13 protein-coding genes are annotated in these 15,637 nt (G+C 68.1%); 8 read left to right on the forward strand and 5 right to left on the reverse strand.

All coding sequences use genetic code 11. The annotated features are described in order from the left end of the window. Positions 1–487: 487 nt before the first annotated feature. On the forward strand, positions 488–1,657 hold the full coding sequence (locus tag ACWELJ_RS14640) for a globin domain-containing protein (protein ID WP_452366657.1): 1,170 nt from the start codon (positions 488–490) through the stop codon (positions 1,655–1,657). Positions 1,658–1,680: 23 nt separating this feature from the next. Here ACWELJ_RS14640 and ACWELJ_RS14645 read toward each other — a convergent pair whose 3' ends face one another. The 3 genes from ACWELJ_RS14645 to ACWELJ_RS14655 form a co-directional block, all read right to left on the reverse strand. Then, positions 1,681–2,466, reverse strand: a complete 786-nt coding sequence (locus ACWELJ_RS14645; protein WP_452366658.1) for an FAD-binding oxidoreductase — start codon at positions 2,464–2,466, stop codon at positions 1,681–1,683. Between the two features lie 210 nt (positions 2,467–2,676). Next, positions 2,677–3,837: a globin domain-containing protein gene (locus ACWELJ_RS14650; RefSeq protein WP_452366659.1), complete on the reverse strand. Its 1,161-nt coding sequence runs from the start codon at positions 3,835–3,837 to the stop codon at positions 2,677–2,679. 134 nt (positions 3,838–3,971) lie between these two features. Next, on the reverse strand, positions 3,972–4,949 hold the full coding sequence (locus tag ACWELJ_RS14655; protein WP_452366660.1) for an NADP-dependent oxidoreductase: 978 nt from the start codon (positions 4,947–4,949) through the stop codon (positions 3,972–3,974). Positions 4,950–5,163: 214 nt separating this feature from the next. On the opposite strand from ACWELJ_RS14655, the gene clpB reads away from it, so the two are divergent. The 7 genes from clpB to ACWELJ_RS14690 all read left to right on the forward strand — a co-directional run bounded on the left by clpB (position 5,164) and on the right by ACWELJ_RS14690 (position 13,308). Further along, on the forward strand, positions 5,164–7,719 hold the full coding sequence (gene clpB / locus ACWELJ_RS14660; RefSeq protein WP_452366661.1) for an ATP-dependent chaperone ClpB: 2,556 nt from the start codon (positions 5,164–5,166) through the stop codon (positions 7,717–7,719). Positions 7,720–7,834: 115 nt separating this feature from the next. Further along, positions 7,835–8,719, forward strand: a complete 885-nt coding sequence (locus tag ACWELJ_RS14665; RefSeq protein ID WP_452366662.1) for a DUF5666 domain-containing protein — start codon at positions 7,835–7,837, stop codon at positions 8,717–8,719. A 59-nt stretch (positions 8,720–8,778) separates the two neighbouring features. Then, the gene (locus tag ACWELJ_RS14670; RefSeq protein ID WP_452366663.1) at positions 8,779–9,894 is read left to right on the forward strand and encodes a hypothetical protein; all 1,116 of its coding nucleotides are present in this window, start codon (positions 8,779–8,781) and stop codon (positions 9,892–9,894) included. Positions 9,895–10,040: 146 nt separating this feature from the next. Next, complete coding sequence (locus ACWELJ_RS14675) at positions 10,041–10,856, forward strand: SDR family NAD(P)-dependent oxidoreductase (RefSeq protein WP_452366664.1); 816 nt, start codon at positions 10,041–10,043, stop codon at positions 10,854–10,856. A gap of 8 nt (positions 10,857–10,864) precedes the next feature. Continuing rightward, positions 10,865–11,410: an orotate phosphoribosyltransferase gene (gene pyrE / locus ACWELJ_RS14680; RefSeq protein WP_357284893.1), complete on the forward strand. Its 546-nt coding sequence runs from the start codon at positions 10,865–10,867 to the stop codon at positions 11,408–11,410. A gap of 153 nt (positions 11,411–11,563) precedes the next feature. Then, the gene (locus ACWELJ_RS14685) at positions 11,564–12,622 is read left to right on the forward strand and encodes a beta-ketoacyl-ACP synthase 3 (RefSeq protein WP_452366665.1); all 1,059 of its coding nucleotides are present in this window, start codon (positions 11,564–11,566) and stop codon (positions 12,620–12,622) included. Next, positions 12,622–13,308, forward strand: a complete 687-nt coding sequence (locus tag ACWELJ_RS14690) for a lysoplasmalogenase (protein WP_452366666.1) — start codon at positions 12,622–12,624, stop codon at positions 13,306–13,308. The genes ACWELJ_RS14685 and ACWELJ_RS14690 overlap by 1 nt, the downstream gene beginning before the upstream one ends. Before the next feature lie 110 nt (positions 13,309–13,418). Here the strand turns inward: ACWELJ_RS14690 and ACWELJ_RS14695 are convergent, their stop codons facing one another. Together ACWELJ_RS14695 and ACWELJ_RS14700 are read right to left on the reverse strand one after the other, a co-directional pair. Continuing rightward, positions 13,419–13,925, reverse strand: coding sequence for a hypothetical protein (locus ACWELJ_RS14695; protein WP_452366667.1), 507 nt, complete (start codon positions 13,923–13,925; stop codon positions 13,419–13,421). Positions 13,926–14,115: 190 nt separating this feature from the next. After that, entirely contained in the window at positions 14,116–15,564 is a 1,449-nt protein-coding gene (locus ACWELJ_RS14700; protein ID WP_452366668.1) for a DUF1254 domain-containing protein, read from the reverse strand. Positions 15,565–15,637 lie beyond the last annotated feature (73 nt).

Genomic DNA, 15,637 nt, shown 5'->3' on the forward strand with positions numbered 1-15,637 from the left:
CGTCCCGCTGAGTGGGCACCGTCTTCGGTCGTTCGCCCGGTCGCGATGGTTGCGGCCGGTGTGCTGAATTGCGGTAAGGGACCGCGTGATTGGTGTTCTCCGGTGGCTGCATTAATAACAAACCGACCGGATGGTTATTAATTCCTGCCGATCGTGAGTTTTGTCCGTATGCTGCAGGGGAATTCATGGCATGACGGAGTTGCGGTGGGATCGCTGTTTTCCTGAGTCTTGCAAAACGGATCAGCCAGAATCGACGACTGAAAACCCGTGTCGTGCGGCGTGTTCTAGTTGATCAGTCGGTTTTCGGCTCGGAAGCCCCGCAACGTTCACGTTTTCGAGGAATAAAGGGCCCGTTATTGAAACGTCCCGTTCCGTTGCTGGCTAACCTCGCCTACACTTGCTTGGCAACGGCTGCTGTCGAGTGTCCCGCAGCACTTCACTCGCCGGTCACGCCTGCGTTCGATTGCGAAATGGGGTTGTGACACAAATGGATTCGCGGACCGTCGCATTGATAAGAACAACGTTCAAGGCGGTTGCTGCGGAAGATGGTGGCCCCGAGAAACTCGCGCGATCGTTCTACGCCATCCTCTTCACGGAGTACCCCCACGTGCGGGACTTCTTCCCCGCCGCCCTGGACGCCCAACGCGACCGGCTGGTCAAGGCCATCGCCTACGTGGTCGACCGGCTCGAGGAACCCGACCGGCTGCTGCCCTTCCTGGCCCAGCTCGGCCGCGACCACCGCAAGTACGGCGTGGTGGCCGAACACTATGAGGCCGTGGGGAAATCGCTCAAGAGCGCGCTCGAGGCCTACGCGGGCACCGAGATCTGGACCGACGAGGTCGGCCGCGCCTGGGACGAGGGCATCGGCGTCATCGCCGGCACCATGATCAAGGCCGCCGACGGCGAGACCACCCCGCCGGTGTGGACCGGCACCGTGATCGAGCACCGTGAAGTGCTGCGCAACCTGGCCGTCGTCCGCCTGAAGCTGGACCAGCCCATGCAGTACGCGGCCGGTCAGTACATGAGCGTGCAGATCCCGTCCCGCCCGCGCATGTGGCGGTACCTGTCCCCGGCCATCCCCGCCAATGCCGACGGCGAACTGGAATTCCATATTCGCGGCGTCACCGGCGGCTGGGTCAGCCCGGCCATGGTCGGGCACAGCCGGGTCGGCGAGCAGTGGCTGATCGGATCGCCGCTGGGCGGTCTCGGGGTGCCCCGCAACACCCGCCGCAAGATGCTGATGGTCGGCTGCGGCACCGGCATCGCGCCGCTGCGCGCCCAGCTCATGGCCATGACCGCGCGCCGATCCAACCCCAAGGTGGATCTGTTCGTCGGCGGCCACTACCCGTGCGACCTCTACGACCTCGAGGTGCTCAGCCAATTGGCCTGCGCCAACAAGTGGCTCACCGTGCACCCGGTCACCGAGTCCACCGAGAACCCGTGGTGGCACTTCGACAATTCCGAGGAGACCCGCGAGTACCCGGGACTGCAGCCCCGGGTGGTGGGTCAGATCGGCAAGATCGTGGCGAGCCACGGCTCCTGGGACGACCGCGACGTGCAGATCGTGGGAGCCCCGTCCATGGTGCAGACAACCAAGTTCCGGCTGATGGCGGCCGGCACCTCCACCGAGAACATCCGGCACGACCCGCTGTTCTGAGACTCCGAGCTCCGCTCGCGCGCTCAGAACCCTTCGTAGCGAATGGCTTCCGCCGGGGCGCCGATGGCGACGAGCTGGTCGATGGTGTTGCGCACCATGGCCGCGCCGCCGCACACCAGGATCTGGTGGTGGTCCAGGGGGCCGAACCGCTCCGGAATGTCGGCGATGGTGCCCGGCATCATCTCCTCCGGCTGGAAGCCGATGTCGACGCGGCACTGCTCGTACCAGGTGTCGACGAAGTCCGGGTCGTACTCGTCCTGCACCACGGGAACCACGGTGAGCCAGGGCATTTCGCCGGTCAGCAGGTAGAGCATGTCGGAGGCGTACAGGTCGCGCGGGTAGCGCGCCCCGACGAACAGGTGGGTGCGCGGCGGCTGCTCCCGGCGCGAAAGATCCAGCAGCAGCGCGCGCATCGGTGCCAGCCCGACCCCGTCGGCGATCATGACCACCTCGGTGGCGTCCGGCTCCACCGCCAGCCAGCCGCCCGGCGCGCTGATCCGCCATTCGTCACCGGGATGGGAATCGGCCACGATGGAACCGCTGCACCATCCGCCCGGCACGGTCCGCACATGGAATTCCAGCTTGCCGTCCAGCGACGGCGGCAGCGCGGAGTACAAGCGGCGCACCATGTTCGGGTGCTGCGGCGTGCGCACCTCCACCGACTGTCCCGCCGCGAACGGCACGAACTCGCCGATCAGCCGCACCACCGTGGTGTCCTCACGCAACCGGTGCGCGCCGACGACCGTGGCGGTCCACTCGGTCTGCGCGTCCAGGGGAATCGCGCCGGTCTCATCAGGGCCGATCGTCAAAACAACTCCTGCTCTGTTCCATTTGCCTTCGCTTCGCTTCGGCGGGTTCGCGGCCCCGAGGTCTCGATTCTTCCCTCCTCCGCTCCTCCGCTCCTCCGCTTCGCTCCGTCGCTCCGTCAGTCCAGAATCGAGACGGCTGCGAACCTTCGGGCGGGTGGGTTGCGGGTGGTTGAAACCGAACTCGCAGTGGCACAACGAATTTCGTAGGTATCACACCGGGTCTGAACTTATTGCCGATTCCGGTGCTCCCACCGCGAGCAGGGCTCGCTTGGTGTCGGCGATCATGCGGGCGGAACCGGCGATCTGGATCTGCCGGTCGGCCCAGGCGCCGAAGCTGGCCACCACCGCGCCCAGGTTCCCGATCAGTCGCCGGTGCATGCCGAAGGGCGGGTCGGCGGGCGGGTAGGGGTGCCACCAGGGGTTGGTCTCGTTCTCACAGACCGGGATCACGGTGAGCCACGGGTTGGACTGCGAGAGCTGCCACATGTTCTCCACGTCGTAGAGATCGCACGGGTAGCGGCCGCCCATGAACAGGTGCACGCGCGGGTTGATGCCGCGCCGCCCCATCTCGATGAGCTGCGCCCGCAGCGGTGCGATGCCGGTGCCCGCGCCGATCATGAGCACGTCCTTGCGGCGACTCAGGTCGACGTGCAGGCCGCCGAGCGGGGCGGCGATCATCCAGCGGTCGCCGACCTGGGTCTCGTTCACGATGCCGGGGCTGACCCAGCCGGTCCGGACCTTGCGCACGTGGAATTCGATCTCGCCGTACGGGTTGGTGGGGATGGCGGGCGACAGGTAGCGCCACATCTTGGGCCGCTGCGGGATGGCGACCGGTACGTACTGCCCGGCCTGGTAGGGGATCGGGGTGTCGGTCTGCAGGCGCACGATGGCCAGATCGTCCACCACCTTCCGGTGCCCGACCACCGTCGCCTCCCAATAGGGCTGCGACTTATCGGAATTCGCTCCGATGGCCATGGACGCCGAGATCAGGATGGTGATGTCGCGCCAGCCCGCCTCGAGCGGCCGCGACCAATTGGCGGCCCCGTTGTAGCTGCGGAAGGCCGACAGCAGGGCGCGGCCGGCGATGTCGTAGTGCGCGGCCTCCACTCCGTACTTGCGGTGGTCGCGCGCGAGTTGCTCGAGGAAGCGCTGCGCGCGATCCCAGTCCTCCAGATTGTCGAGCACGAACGAGATGGCCGTGACCAACCGTTTCGCCTGCATGTCCATGGCGGAGGGGAACAGTTCCCGCAGGGCGGGGATCTCCGCGAAAAGATGACCGTAGAACGCGCTGATCAGCCGTTCCGGCCCGTTGGGGGCCTCGACGACTGTCCGAAAGTTTGCGCGGACCAGCGCTGCCGAACGCGCATCCACGACGTCGAGCTTTCCTTCCTGTGCAACTACCCCGAACCGCCTGCTGCCAGGCGGCCCTCCGCGTCAAGTATCCCTTAAAACCCGGTGGTCGCACGGATATAGCCGGAGGTGGATCGATTTCCGTAACCCGGGGTTCAGATCACCAGCACCGTCTTGCCGCGCGCACCCGACGCGCCGATCATGGCGGGCGCGTCGGCCAGCGGCGGCAGATTGCGGATCGGCACCGTCAGATCGCCGGTCGCGACCAGGCGCAGCAGTTCGCTCAATTCGGCCGCGCCGCCGCGGGATTGGAGGTTGCCGCCGGTGATGCCGCGCGCCGTCAGATCGGCCTCGTCGGCCGATCCGATGGTCGAGTAGGCGTGGCCGCCCCGCCGCACCAGGCTCGCGTTGTCGGCGAAGACCGGCGGCGGGCTGACCAGATCGAAGACCGCGTCGATGCCGTCCGGATCGGTGATCCGCACCGAATCGGCGACCGACAACCGCGCGGCCTCGGCGTGCGTGGGCGAGTCGGTGACGGTCATGCGCCCGTAGTTCACCACCTCCGTCGCGCCGAGCCGGATCATCCGGTCGGTGTCGTCGGGGCGGGCGGTCGCGATGACGTGCGCCCCGGCCATCGCCGCGAGCTGCACCAGGTAGGAACCGACGCCGCCGGACGCGCCGACGATCAGCACCCGCTGTCCGCGCTGGACTCCGGCGGCGTGCAGCAGGTCCAGGGCGGTGATGCCCGCGGTCGGCAGCGCGGCCGCCCGCACCGCGGTGACCTCGTCGGGGAGCTTGACCAGGGTGTCGCCATCGGCGGCCACCAGGTATTCGGCGAAGGTGCCGTGCCCGAGCGGCGGCGACAGGAACTTGCCGACCACGCGGTCGCCGATGTCGAAATCGTCGACGCCCGCGCCCACCGCGCTGACTGTGCCCGCGCCGTCGACGCCGGGGATCATCGGAAAGTCGTGGGGGAGTTGACCGTCCAGGAAGCCGTCGATGATCCGCTGGTCGAGGGGGTTCACCCCGGCCGCCTCCAGGTGGATCTGGATCTGGCCCGGCCCGGCCTCCGGGACCGGCATGTCGGCGGGTTCGGGCGACCCACCGAATTCTCGGACGACGATCGCGCGCATTGCTGCTCCATTCGTTCGGGCGAACCGGGATGGATGAGCGGGTGTGATGCGTCAACGAATGGGGCCATCGTACGCGTAGCGTGTGGAGGGGCTCCTGGCCGTGAGAGAAAGGGCCTTGGTCTCTGGTGTCACCGCCGGAAATTGGTCAGACTTGAGCGGAACAGACTCAACTTCTACCGCGTTGTAGACAGCAACGACTAGTAGGAAGGTGACAGTGGACTCGTTCAATCCCACCACCAAGACCCAGGCGGCCCTGACCGCCGCGCAACAGGCGGCCTCGGTCGCCGGTAACCCGGAGATCCGTCCGGCTCACTTGCTGGTGGCGTTGCTGGATCAGACCGACGGCATCGCCGCCCCCTTGCTCAAGGCCGTCGCCGTCGATCCGGCCACGGTCCGGCGTGAGGCCCAGGAGATCGTGGATCGCCTGCCACGCGCCACGGGCGCCACCACCACACCCAACTTCGGCCGCGAGGCCATCGCCGCGCTCACCTCCGCGCAGCACCTGGCCACCGAGCTCGGCGACGAGTACGTCTCCACCGAGCACCTCGTCTACGGCTTGGCCGCAGGCGATTCCGATGTCCAGCAGCTGCTGCTGAAGTACGGCGCGACCGCGGACGCGCTGCGCGAGGCGTTCACCGCCGTGCGCGGCAACGCCCGCGTCACCTCGCCGGATCCCGAGGGCTCGTACCAGGCGCTGGAGAAGTACTCCACCGACCTGACCGCCGCCGCTCGCGAGGGCAAGCTGGACCCGGTCATCGGGCGCGACACCGAGATTCGCCGCGTCGTGCAGGTGCTGAGCCGTCGCACCAAGAACAACCCGGTGCTGATCGGCGAGCCCGGCGTCGGCAAGACCGCCATCGTCGAGGGTCTGGCCCAGCGCATCGTCGCGGGCGACGTCCCCGAATCGCTGCGCGGCAAGAAGCTGGTGTCGCTGGACCTGGGCGCGATGGTCGCGGGCGCGAAGTACCGCGGCGAGTTCGAGGAGCGGTTGAAGGCCGTGCTGGAGGAGATCAAATCCTCTGCCGGGCAGATCATCACGTTCATCGACGAGCTGCACACCATCGTGGGCGCGGGCGCGACCGGCGAATCCGCCATGGACGCCGGCAACATGATCAAGCCCATGCTGGCCCGCGGCGAACTGCGTCTGGTCGGCGCCACCACCCTCGACGAGTACCGCCAGCACATCGAGAAGGACCCGGCCCTGGAACGCCGGTTCCAGCAGGTGCTGGTCGGCGAGCCGTCCGTCGAGGACACCGTCGGCATCCTGCGCGGGCTCAAGGAGCGCTACGAGAACCACCACCACGTGCGGATCACCGACTCCGCGCTGGTGGCGGCCGCGACCCTGTCCGACCGCTACATCACTTCCCGGTTCCTGCCGGACAAGGCGATCGACCTGGTCGACGAGTCGGCCTCGCGGCTGCGCATGGAAATCGATTCCCGCCCGGTGGAAATCGACGAGATCGAGCGCGTCGTGCGACGGCTCGAGATCGAGGAGGTGGCGCTGGCCAAGGAGACCGACGAGGCGTCCAAGGCGCGCCTGGAGAAGCTGCGTTCCGAACTCGCCGACGACCGCGAGAAGCTCAACCAGTTGATGACCCGCTGGCAGAACGAGAAGCAGGCCATCGACGCGGTCTCGGTGCTGAAGGAGGAGCTGGAGTCGCTCAAGGGCGAGTCCGAGCGGGCCGAGCGCGACGGCGACTACAACAAGGCCGCCGAACTCCGGTACGGGCGAATCCCTAAGCTGGAGAAGGAACTCGCCGAGGCCGAGGCCAAGGCGAAGACCGCCGCGGACGGTGACGTCATGCTCAAGGAGGAGGTCGGGCCGGACGATATCGCCGAGGTGGTGTCGTCGTGGACCGGTGTCCCCGTGGGCAAGATGATGGAGGGCGAGACCCAGAAGCTGCTGCGCATGGAGGACGAGCTGGGCGGCCGGGTCGTGGGGCAGAAGGAAGCGGTGCAAGCCGTTTCGGATGCCGTGCGCCGGGCGCGGGCCGGGGTCGCCGACCCCAACCGCCCGACCGGTTCCTTCATGTTCGTCGGCCCGACCGGCGTCGGTAAGACGGAGCTGGCGAAGGCGTTGGCGGACTTCTTGTTCGACGACGAACGTGCCATGGTTCGCATCGACATGAGCGAGTACAGCGAGAAGCACTCGGTGGCCCGCTTGGTCGGCGCGCCCCCCGGCTACGTCGGCTACGACCAGGGCGGCCAGCTCACCGAAGCCGTGCGGCGCCGCCCGTACACGGTGGTCCTGTTCGACGAGATCGAGAAGGCCCACCCGGACGTCTTCGACATCCTGCTGCAGGTGCTCGACGAAGGCCGGCTGACCGACAGTCAGGGCCGCACCGTCGACTTCCGCAACACCATCCTCATCCTGACCTCGAATCTGGGTGCGGGCGGTGACCGGGACACGGTCATGAACGCGGTCCGCCGCGCCTTCAAGCCGGAGTTCCTGAACCGGCTCGACGACGTGGTCATGTTCCACGCCCTCGACGAGGAACAGCTGGAGCGGATCGTCGACATCCAGCTGAACCAGCTGCAGAAGCGGCTCGCTCAGCGCCGCCTCACCCTGGACGTGTCCGACTCGGCCCGCTTCTGGCTGGCCGGGCGCGGCTACGACCCGGCCTACGGCGCGCGCCCGCTGCGTCGCCTGATCCAGCAGGCCATCGGCGACTCGCTCGCCAAGGAACTGCTGGCCGGGGAGGTGCAGGACGGCGACACGGTGAAGGTGAACGTCACCCCGGACGGTGAGACCCTCATCGTCGGCCGCTGACCGGCTCGAACACCGGCCCCCGCGCGAACGTCGGCTCGCGCGGGGGCCTCGTCGTTTCAGGACCGTTCGGTCGAGTTCGCGGCTGGGTAGCTCCACTCCGCCTACCCTGGAGGCCATGACGAATCCGAGCGATCCGTGGTCGCGGCGGCCGGAACCGGGCCCCGGGGAGGGGCCCGCCGAGCAGGCCGTCCCCGGCGGCCACACCTCGGATAGCGCCGCGGCGTACGGGCCCACCGAGTCCATACCCGCTGGTCCGACCGACTATTTCGGGCAGCAGCCCGGGCCCGAGGCGACCCGGGTGTTCCCGCCCGCGGACGCCGGATGGGGTGGGTACGACACCGGCGGCGGGTACGAGCCGACCGCCGTCTACCCGGGGCAACCGGGGTACGCGCCCTCGGGGGCCTACGGCGCCGCGGGCTATCCGCCCGCGCCCGGCGCACCCGGCTATCCGGGTGGCCAGGGCATGCCGCCGCCGGGCGGCTATCAGCCCGCGGGTTTCCCACAGAATCCGGCGCCGCCCCCGCCGCCGCGCAAGACCACCATGTGGATCGCGCTGGGCCTGGCCGCGATCATCGCGGTCGCCATCGTCGGCGTCGTGGTGGGAACGCTGCTGTCCAACAACGATTCGTCGGACAGCGCCGCCGGACCGAGCACCTCCGGCCTCGCGATGCCGGGCTTCCCGGGCAAGGGCAACACCTCCACTCTGCCGCTACCCAGTGGTGTGCCCACGATTCCGGGCCTGGGCGATCTGGACCAGCTCGGCGCGGACATGGGGACCATCGCCTCCAACGACGGCTCGACGCTCACCATCACCGCTTTGTCCGGCAGCACGGTGACGGTGAAGACCGATGGCAAGACACAGGTAATCTCCCTGGGCAGCACCAAGGTCGCGGACCTTCCGGTCGGCGAAGTGGTGATGGTGCAGGGCGACAAGAACTCCGACGGATCCATTCAGGCGAAACTGATCTTCAGCACGTCCCTGCCGAGCGGGACTCGATGAGCGACAATGCTGTGGGCGTGCCGGGCATGACGCCCTCACTCTGGATAGGGTAGGCGGCGATGACGGCTATATGGTTCGGGCTGGCTGCGATCGCGCTGGTGGGTGCGATCGTGCTGCTCTATTTCGATCGGCTGCAGCGGCAGCGCACCGGGCATGTGCGACAGGTCTGGGCGAAATCCCAGGGCTATACCTATGTTTCGGTGGAGCCCGCGCTCGCCTCCACCTGGCGGCGCGGCGCGCTCGCCAAACTGGGCTACCTGTCCGCGGTGGACGTGGTGTCGGGCAACCGCAAGGGCGAGAAGTTCGTGCTCTTCGATCTGGAGGACGCCGCCACCCTGGTCGCGGTGCGCCGTCAGATCGGCTCGGACATCGATATCGACCTGCGGCTGAAAACCGCGGCGCCGCCGAAGGATCACGATCTGGAGCTGCTCGGCGCCATCGGCGACCGGGTGGTCTTCGCGACCAATCCCGATGTCGCGCGGCACGCGGTGGATCAGCGCATGGTGGCGTTCATCGAGTCGCTGCCCGACGAGGTGCAGCAGCTGTGGTCCGAGGGCAACTGGACGCTCGGCATGCTGCCGGTCGGCGCGGTCTCCAAGGACTGGGAGACCGCCATCGACGCGGTGCTGCGGCTGTCCGGCCTGCTGCACGTGCTGCCGCCGGTCATCAATGCCGAACGCGGCCGCGACGAACTGCCCGAACCCGGCCGCTCGCAAGCGGTTCCCGAGGACGACGGCTACGACGGCCACGACGAGTTCGGCGACTACGCCGACCAGGAGCGCGACCCGCGCGCCCAGCGTCCCGCCCGCGACGACCGCCCGCGCGGTGACGACGACTACGACTCCCCCCTGGTCGGCGATATCGCCGGGGGCGGGGAACCGGACGGCGAGCCCGAAAGCTGGCGTCCCGCACTGAAAGTCGTGCCGGATCCGCGCAATCGCCCGCGCCGTAACTGGCCGCCTGCCCCCGAGGGCGAGCAGGACCGCTACGACGCCGACGGCCCGGACCACGAAGACCGTTGGGACGAACCGGAATCCGGTGCTCCCCGGCGCGAGGAATCGGATCCCGACCGCGAGCCCGAGGAGGGCTGGCGCCGGGATCAGGGCCGCAGCGCCCCGCCCGGCGGACCCTTCCATCCGGGCTTCCGCCCCTACCAGGGACCCGCGCCGAGATGACGCCTCGGCCGTGTCTACGCGCGGCGCGCCGCAGTCACCGGGTGTCTGCGCGAATTCGCCGCGTGTGGGTCGGCCAGGGACCAGAATGAGGGCGCAGTTCAGGTCATCGCCGACCACTCCCCGATCGTGCGAGTGATGGGCCGTCGATGACCGAGAGTTCCCCTGACCAGGTGCGCCTGCCGGGCGCTCGCCGTCCGGTGGCCTTGGTCACCGGGCCGACCTCCGGCATCGGCAAGGCGTACGCCACCCGGCTCGCCGCCCTCGGCTACGACCTGGTGCTGGTGGCGCGGGATGAGGAGCGGCTGGCCGCGCTGGCCCACGACCTGCGGGTGCGGTTCGCCGCGCGCGCCGAGACGCTGCCCGCCGATCTGAGCCGGGCGGCGGATCGCGACCGGGTGGCCGCACGCCTGGCCGAGGGTGTCGAATTCCTGGTCAACAATGCCGGATTCGGCATGTCGGGTGAGTTCTGGACACAGGGCGCCGACGCCCTGCAGCACCAACTCGATGTGAACGTCACCGCCGTCGTGCAGCTCACCCGGGCGGCCCTGCCGCCCATGCTGCACGCGGCCAGGGGCACCGTGGTGAATGTGGCCAGCGTCGCGGGCCTGATCTCCGGACGGGGATCGACCTATTCGGCCTCCAAGGCCTACGTCGTATCCTTTTCCCAAGGGCTGGCCGGCGGGCTGGCCGGAACCGGAGTCCGGGTGCAGGCCTTGTGCCCGGGATTCGTCCGCACCGAATTCCATGAGCGAGCCGGCATCGAGATGGCCTCGCTACCGCGACCCCTGTGGTTGAACGTGGACGAGGTGGTGGCCGGTTCGCTGCATGATCTGGAGAGAGACCGGGTGATCAGCGTGCCCGGACTGCAGTACAAAGCGATCGTCGCGATCGCCGGGCTCATCCCACGAACCCTGGTGACCCGCCTGAACCGGGGCCTGTTCAACGCACGCGGAAGGACATAGACACAGCAATGCAGGTAACGACGACCGACCGGGACAGACTCGCGGCTCTGGTGCGCGAACTCGCCGTCGTCCACGGGCGGGTGACCCTGTCCTCGGGCAAGGAAGCCGACTACTACGTGGACCTGCGCCGCGCCACCCTGCACCACGAGGCCGCCCCGCTGATCGGCAAGCTGCTGCGGGAGCTCGTGGCGGATTGGGACTTCGACGCGGTGGGCGGGCTCACCATGGGCGCCGACCCGGTGGCGGCCGCGGTCCTGCACGCCCCGGGCCGCCCGATCGACGCCTTCGTGGTGCGCAAGGCCGCCAAGACCCACGGCATGCAGCGCCAGATCGAGGGCCCCGACATCGTGGGCAAGCGGGTGCTGGTGGTCGAGGACACCACCACCACCGGCAACTCCCCGATCACCGCGGTGCGCGCGCTACGTGAGGCGGGCGCGATCGTGGTCGGCGTGGCCACCGTGGTGGACCGTGAGACCGGCGCGGACGGCATCATCGCCGCCGAAGGTCTGGAATATCGCTCGATTCTGGGCCTGAAGGACCTCGCCCTGGGGTAGGACTTATGTCCCTGGTGTCAGGGTGTGTCCTTACCGGACGGTTAACCAGACTTGGCTCTGGGCTGAAACCTAGCTCTGGGTTAGCCTGGTCCTGGTCTTACGTCCGACAACGGTGTCGACAAATGATTGTGCGAAGGGTCGTGTGAGTCACCTGTGGTGAGCATTGCAATCAACAAGGGTCAGCAGAATATTGCGATGCTCGGCATCGGTGCCTATCGGCCCCAGCGCGTCGTCAGCAATGCCGAGGTGTGCGAGGTCCTCGACTCCACGCCGGAGTGGATCTTCGAGCGGACCGGCATTCACAACCGGCGCTGGATCTCCGGCGACGAGACGCTGCGCAGCATGGCGGTAGCCGCGGGTGAGCGGGCGCTGAAGAACACCGGCATCGACCGATCCAAGATCGGCGCCCTGATCCTGGCCTCCTCCAGCTGGCTCAAGCTGACCCCGCACGGCGCCCCGACCGTCGCGTCGGATCTGGGCATCAACGGCATCCCGGCCTTCGACCTGGTCTCCGGCTGCGGCGGTTTCGGCTATGGCCTCGGTGTGGCCGCCGACATGATCCGTTCCGGCTCGGCCGAGTACATCCTGCTCATCGGCGCCGAGACGATGACCGTCGGCCTCGACCCGACCGACCGCGGCACCGCCATGATCTTCGGTGACGGCGCGGGCGCGGTCGTGATCGGTCCCGCCGAGGAGAACGGCATCTCCCCGACCGTGTGGGGCTCCGACGGTGAGAACGCCGAGGCCATCGCGCAGGACGTGGACTTCCTGGAGTTCATGAACAAGGCGCAGCGCCTGCAGGGCACCGATCCGTCGGTCGAGGCAGTCGGCCGGATGTCGCTGCACATGGAGGGCCCCAAGGTCTTCCGCTGGGCCGCCGTCACCCTGCCGCGCGCGCTGTCCAGCGCGATCGAGCTGTCGGGCGTGTCCAAGGACGACATCGAGGTGTTCGTCCCGCATCAGGCGAACGCCCGCATCAACGAGCTCATGCGGAAGAACCTCGGCCTCCCCGACGATCTGCCGATGGCCAATGACATCGAGAACACCGGCAACACTTCCGCGGCCTCGATTCCGCTGGCCATCGAGGAGATGCTGGTGACCGGCAAGGCCAAGGGCGGTCAGCTGGCGCTGCTGCTCGGCTTCGGCGCGGGCCTGTCCTACGCCGGCCAGGTCGCGGTGCTGCCGCCCGCCCCGGCCGAACCCAGCTTCTGATGGCCCGCCCGTTCCGCGCCGCCTTCGTCGGCGCGGCCGCGGTCACCGTCTACGGCGCGGTCACCGGCCGCGAGCGGCTGCAGTGGGTCGCGAAGCCGTTGCTGATGCCGCTGCTGGCCGCCGACGTGGTCGTGAACGGCACACGCCTGGATCCCGCCGACCGCACCGTGCTGCTCGGTTCGCTGGCCGCGGCGACGGTCGGTGACGTTTTGCTCATCGAACCCGATGACGATCGTCGATTGATCGCCGGCGCTTCGTCTTTCGCGGTCATGCAGACCGGCTACTCGTGGCTGTGGTGGCGGCGCGGGGCCCGGCCCCGGCCCGCCATCGCGGGTCAGCGGCTGGGTGCCTGGCTGGGCGCGGCGACGCTCATGCGGTTCAAGGCCCCCACGGTGGCGGTGCCGCTCACCGTGTACGGCGCGACCCTGGGCACCGCCGCCACCCTGGCCTCGGATCCGGAACTGGCGCGCGACGCGAAGAACATCGCGGGCGTGAACGTTCCGAACTCCGATCCGCGCAGCCGATTGGGTCTGGGCGCACTGCTGTTCACCGTGTCCGACGGATTGATCGTGCTGCGCCGCATTTTCGCGCGCGGTGAGAAGTCGCGCCGGATCACCGAGGGCGTCATTCTCGGCACTTATGCGGCGGCGCAATATCTGCTCGCGGATCCGCGCGCGCATCGGTAGGTAAATCGGCGGGTATATCGGTAACCGAATAGGTCACCGTATCCGTCACCCGGAATTCGATACGAAAGAACCCCATCCAGACATTCTGGATGGGGTTCTTTCGTGCGGGATCAGGGCAGGATCTGCGGAACGGAATTCGGGGCGATCGCGCCCACGAGCAGGCCGACCAGCGCGAGCTGCAGGCCGGGGCCGACGGCGCAGAGCGGGATGAGCGGAATTCCGATAATGGTGACGCCACAGATGACGGCGCCGGTCGCGGCTCCGATCACGAAACCGAGCGCGGCGGCATTGGCCATCGGGTCGTGGTTCTGGGCATTCGGGTCGGTGGCGATGTCCTGCGGCTGCGAGATCTCGGCCGCGGCCGGGGTGACATCCGGGGTCACGGGCTGTGCCGCCGCGGGCGCGATGGGCTGGGCGGCGTCGAGCTCGAGGGGCTGGGCGACAGCAGCCGCGGCCACCTGGTCAACCGCGGCGAGCTGCACGATCGGGGCTGCCTGCGGGGCTTCGACCGGCGCGGTGGCGGAAGCCGTTCCCGCGCTGGCGAATGTCGCGGCGACCGCCAGCGGCAATGCCGCGACAACTGCCTTACGACCGAAATTGCGAATAGTGCGACGCATGATTTTTCCTGTCCTCCCGGACCCCCGATGCACGCTGAACTCGTATGGCGTGCAGAACGATTCGCGTTGCCATGGCAACGGAACAAGTTCTATCGGATGTCGGTCCAAGAATCAAGTTCCGATATTTCGCGCCGGCGAAATGAGAATGCGCCTCGAACCGTGTTCGGTCCGAGGCGCATTCGCGGATGCGTCAGTTGGAGACGGTGACGGCGGGCGGATTCCAGCTGCCGTCGACGATCTTCTCGTCGGGCCAATAGGTGCGGATCATCAGATTGAAGTCTCCGGACTCGGGGGCGGGCAGCCAGTTCGATTCCTTTGCCGGTTCCGGCTTTTCGCGCTGGATGTAGATGTCGATCGAACCGTCGGGGTTCTTCGGCAGCAGCTCACCGCGCACCGCGTAGCGGTTGATCGGGTTCTCGACGAAGAAGCCCTTGCCGTCGTACATCGTGACCGACCAGAATCCGTGCACCGGAGGAATCTTGTCGGCGGCGAAGTGCAGCACGTAGTTGTGGGCGGAGTTCAACCGCTGGTTCTTCTCGTCGACGTAGGTGCCCGGGTACAGGGCGTCCTGTGGCAGGTTGGCGCCCAGACCCGCGTAGGCGACGATGGCGCGGGCCGCGTAGTTCGTGCCGTAGTCGCCGATGTCCTTGCGTGCGGTCTTCCAGCCGTTGACCGGCTGGTTGCTGATGTCGGCCTCGATCTGGCCCAGCGCCTTCGGGAACGCCTGTTCCCAGCGGGCGCGTTCGGCGCTGGGCAGCGTGGCGAGGTCCAGCTTCTTGTCCGGGCTCCATCCGATGTCGGCGAGCTGTTTCAGCAGGGCCTTGTCGTCCGGTCGGGGCTGGGTGTGCGACAGGCTCGAGTAGTAGAGGTCCCAGTACTGCTGGGGGCTCAACTTGTTGATGTAGTCGGCGACCGGCTGTTTCGCGGGCCAGTCCGGATGGATGTCGGTGTTCTGGGGCGGGGTGTAGGGCTTGCCGTGCGCGCTGAGCGGGACCGCGGTCAGCTTGTCCTGGATGGCGATCACATTCGGAACGTCCTCGGCGCCGTTGACCTGGATCCGGCCGATCATCCATCCGGCGTCGGTGGGCAGCCGATACTCGCGGACGCCCGCGGGCAGATCGCCCTTCCAGTTCGGGCCCACGATGGCGAATTCGTAGCCCTTGCCCGCGTCGTCGATGGTCCGGGAACCCGGGGCGGCGTCGACATTGGTCCACATGTCGAGCAGGGGGAACAGGTGGTAGCGGTCGCCCATGGGCGGCACGCTGACCACCACCGGTTCGGTGGACACGTCGAAGAGCATCGACGTGTAGAGGGTGTCCACGTTGGGGCGGACCACGTTCTTGAAGTTCGCGTCGGGCAGGAAGGCCAAGGGCGCCAGCTGGTTCATCGGGGCCACGCCCTTGGACGGGTCCGGCGTGGGCACATTGGTCTGCTGTCGCCGCGTCACCTCCACCGACACCAGCGGGTAGGTGTAGACGTAGGCGTTCACCGCGGCCTCGTCGCCGTTCGCGGCGGGCGTCGTGGTGTCGGACGAGGTCGAGGAGTTCGACGAGCAGGCCGCCGCGGTGGCGGCGACGGCCAGGGTCGCGAGCAGGGCGATCGCGGTGCGCGCGTGCTGGAACCTCTTCTTGCTGGGCAACGCAGACCCTCCATCGATGTGGGGTGTGAGGAGCTCGGACAACCAGGCGATTGCAGCTAATTATCAGCAATGC

The organism is Nocardia sp. NPDC004582 (assembly GCF_053602115.1).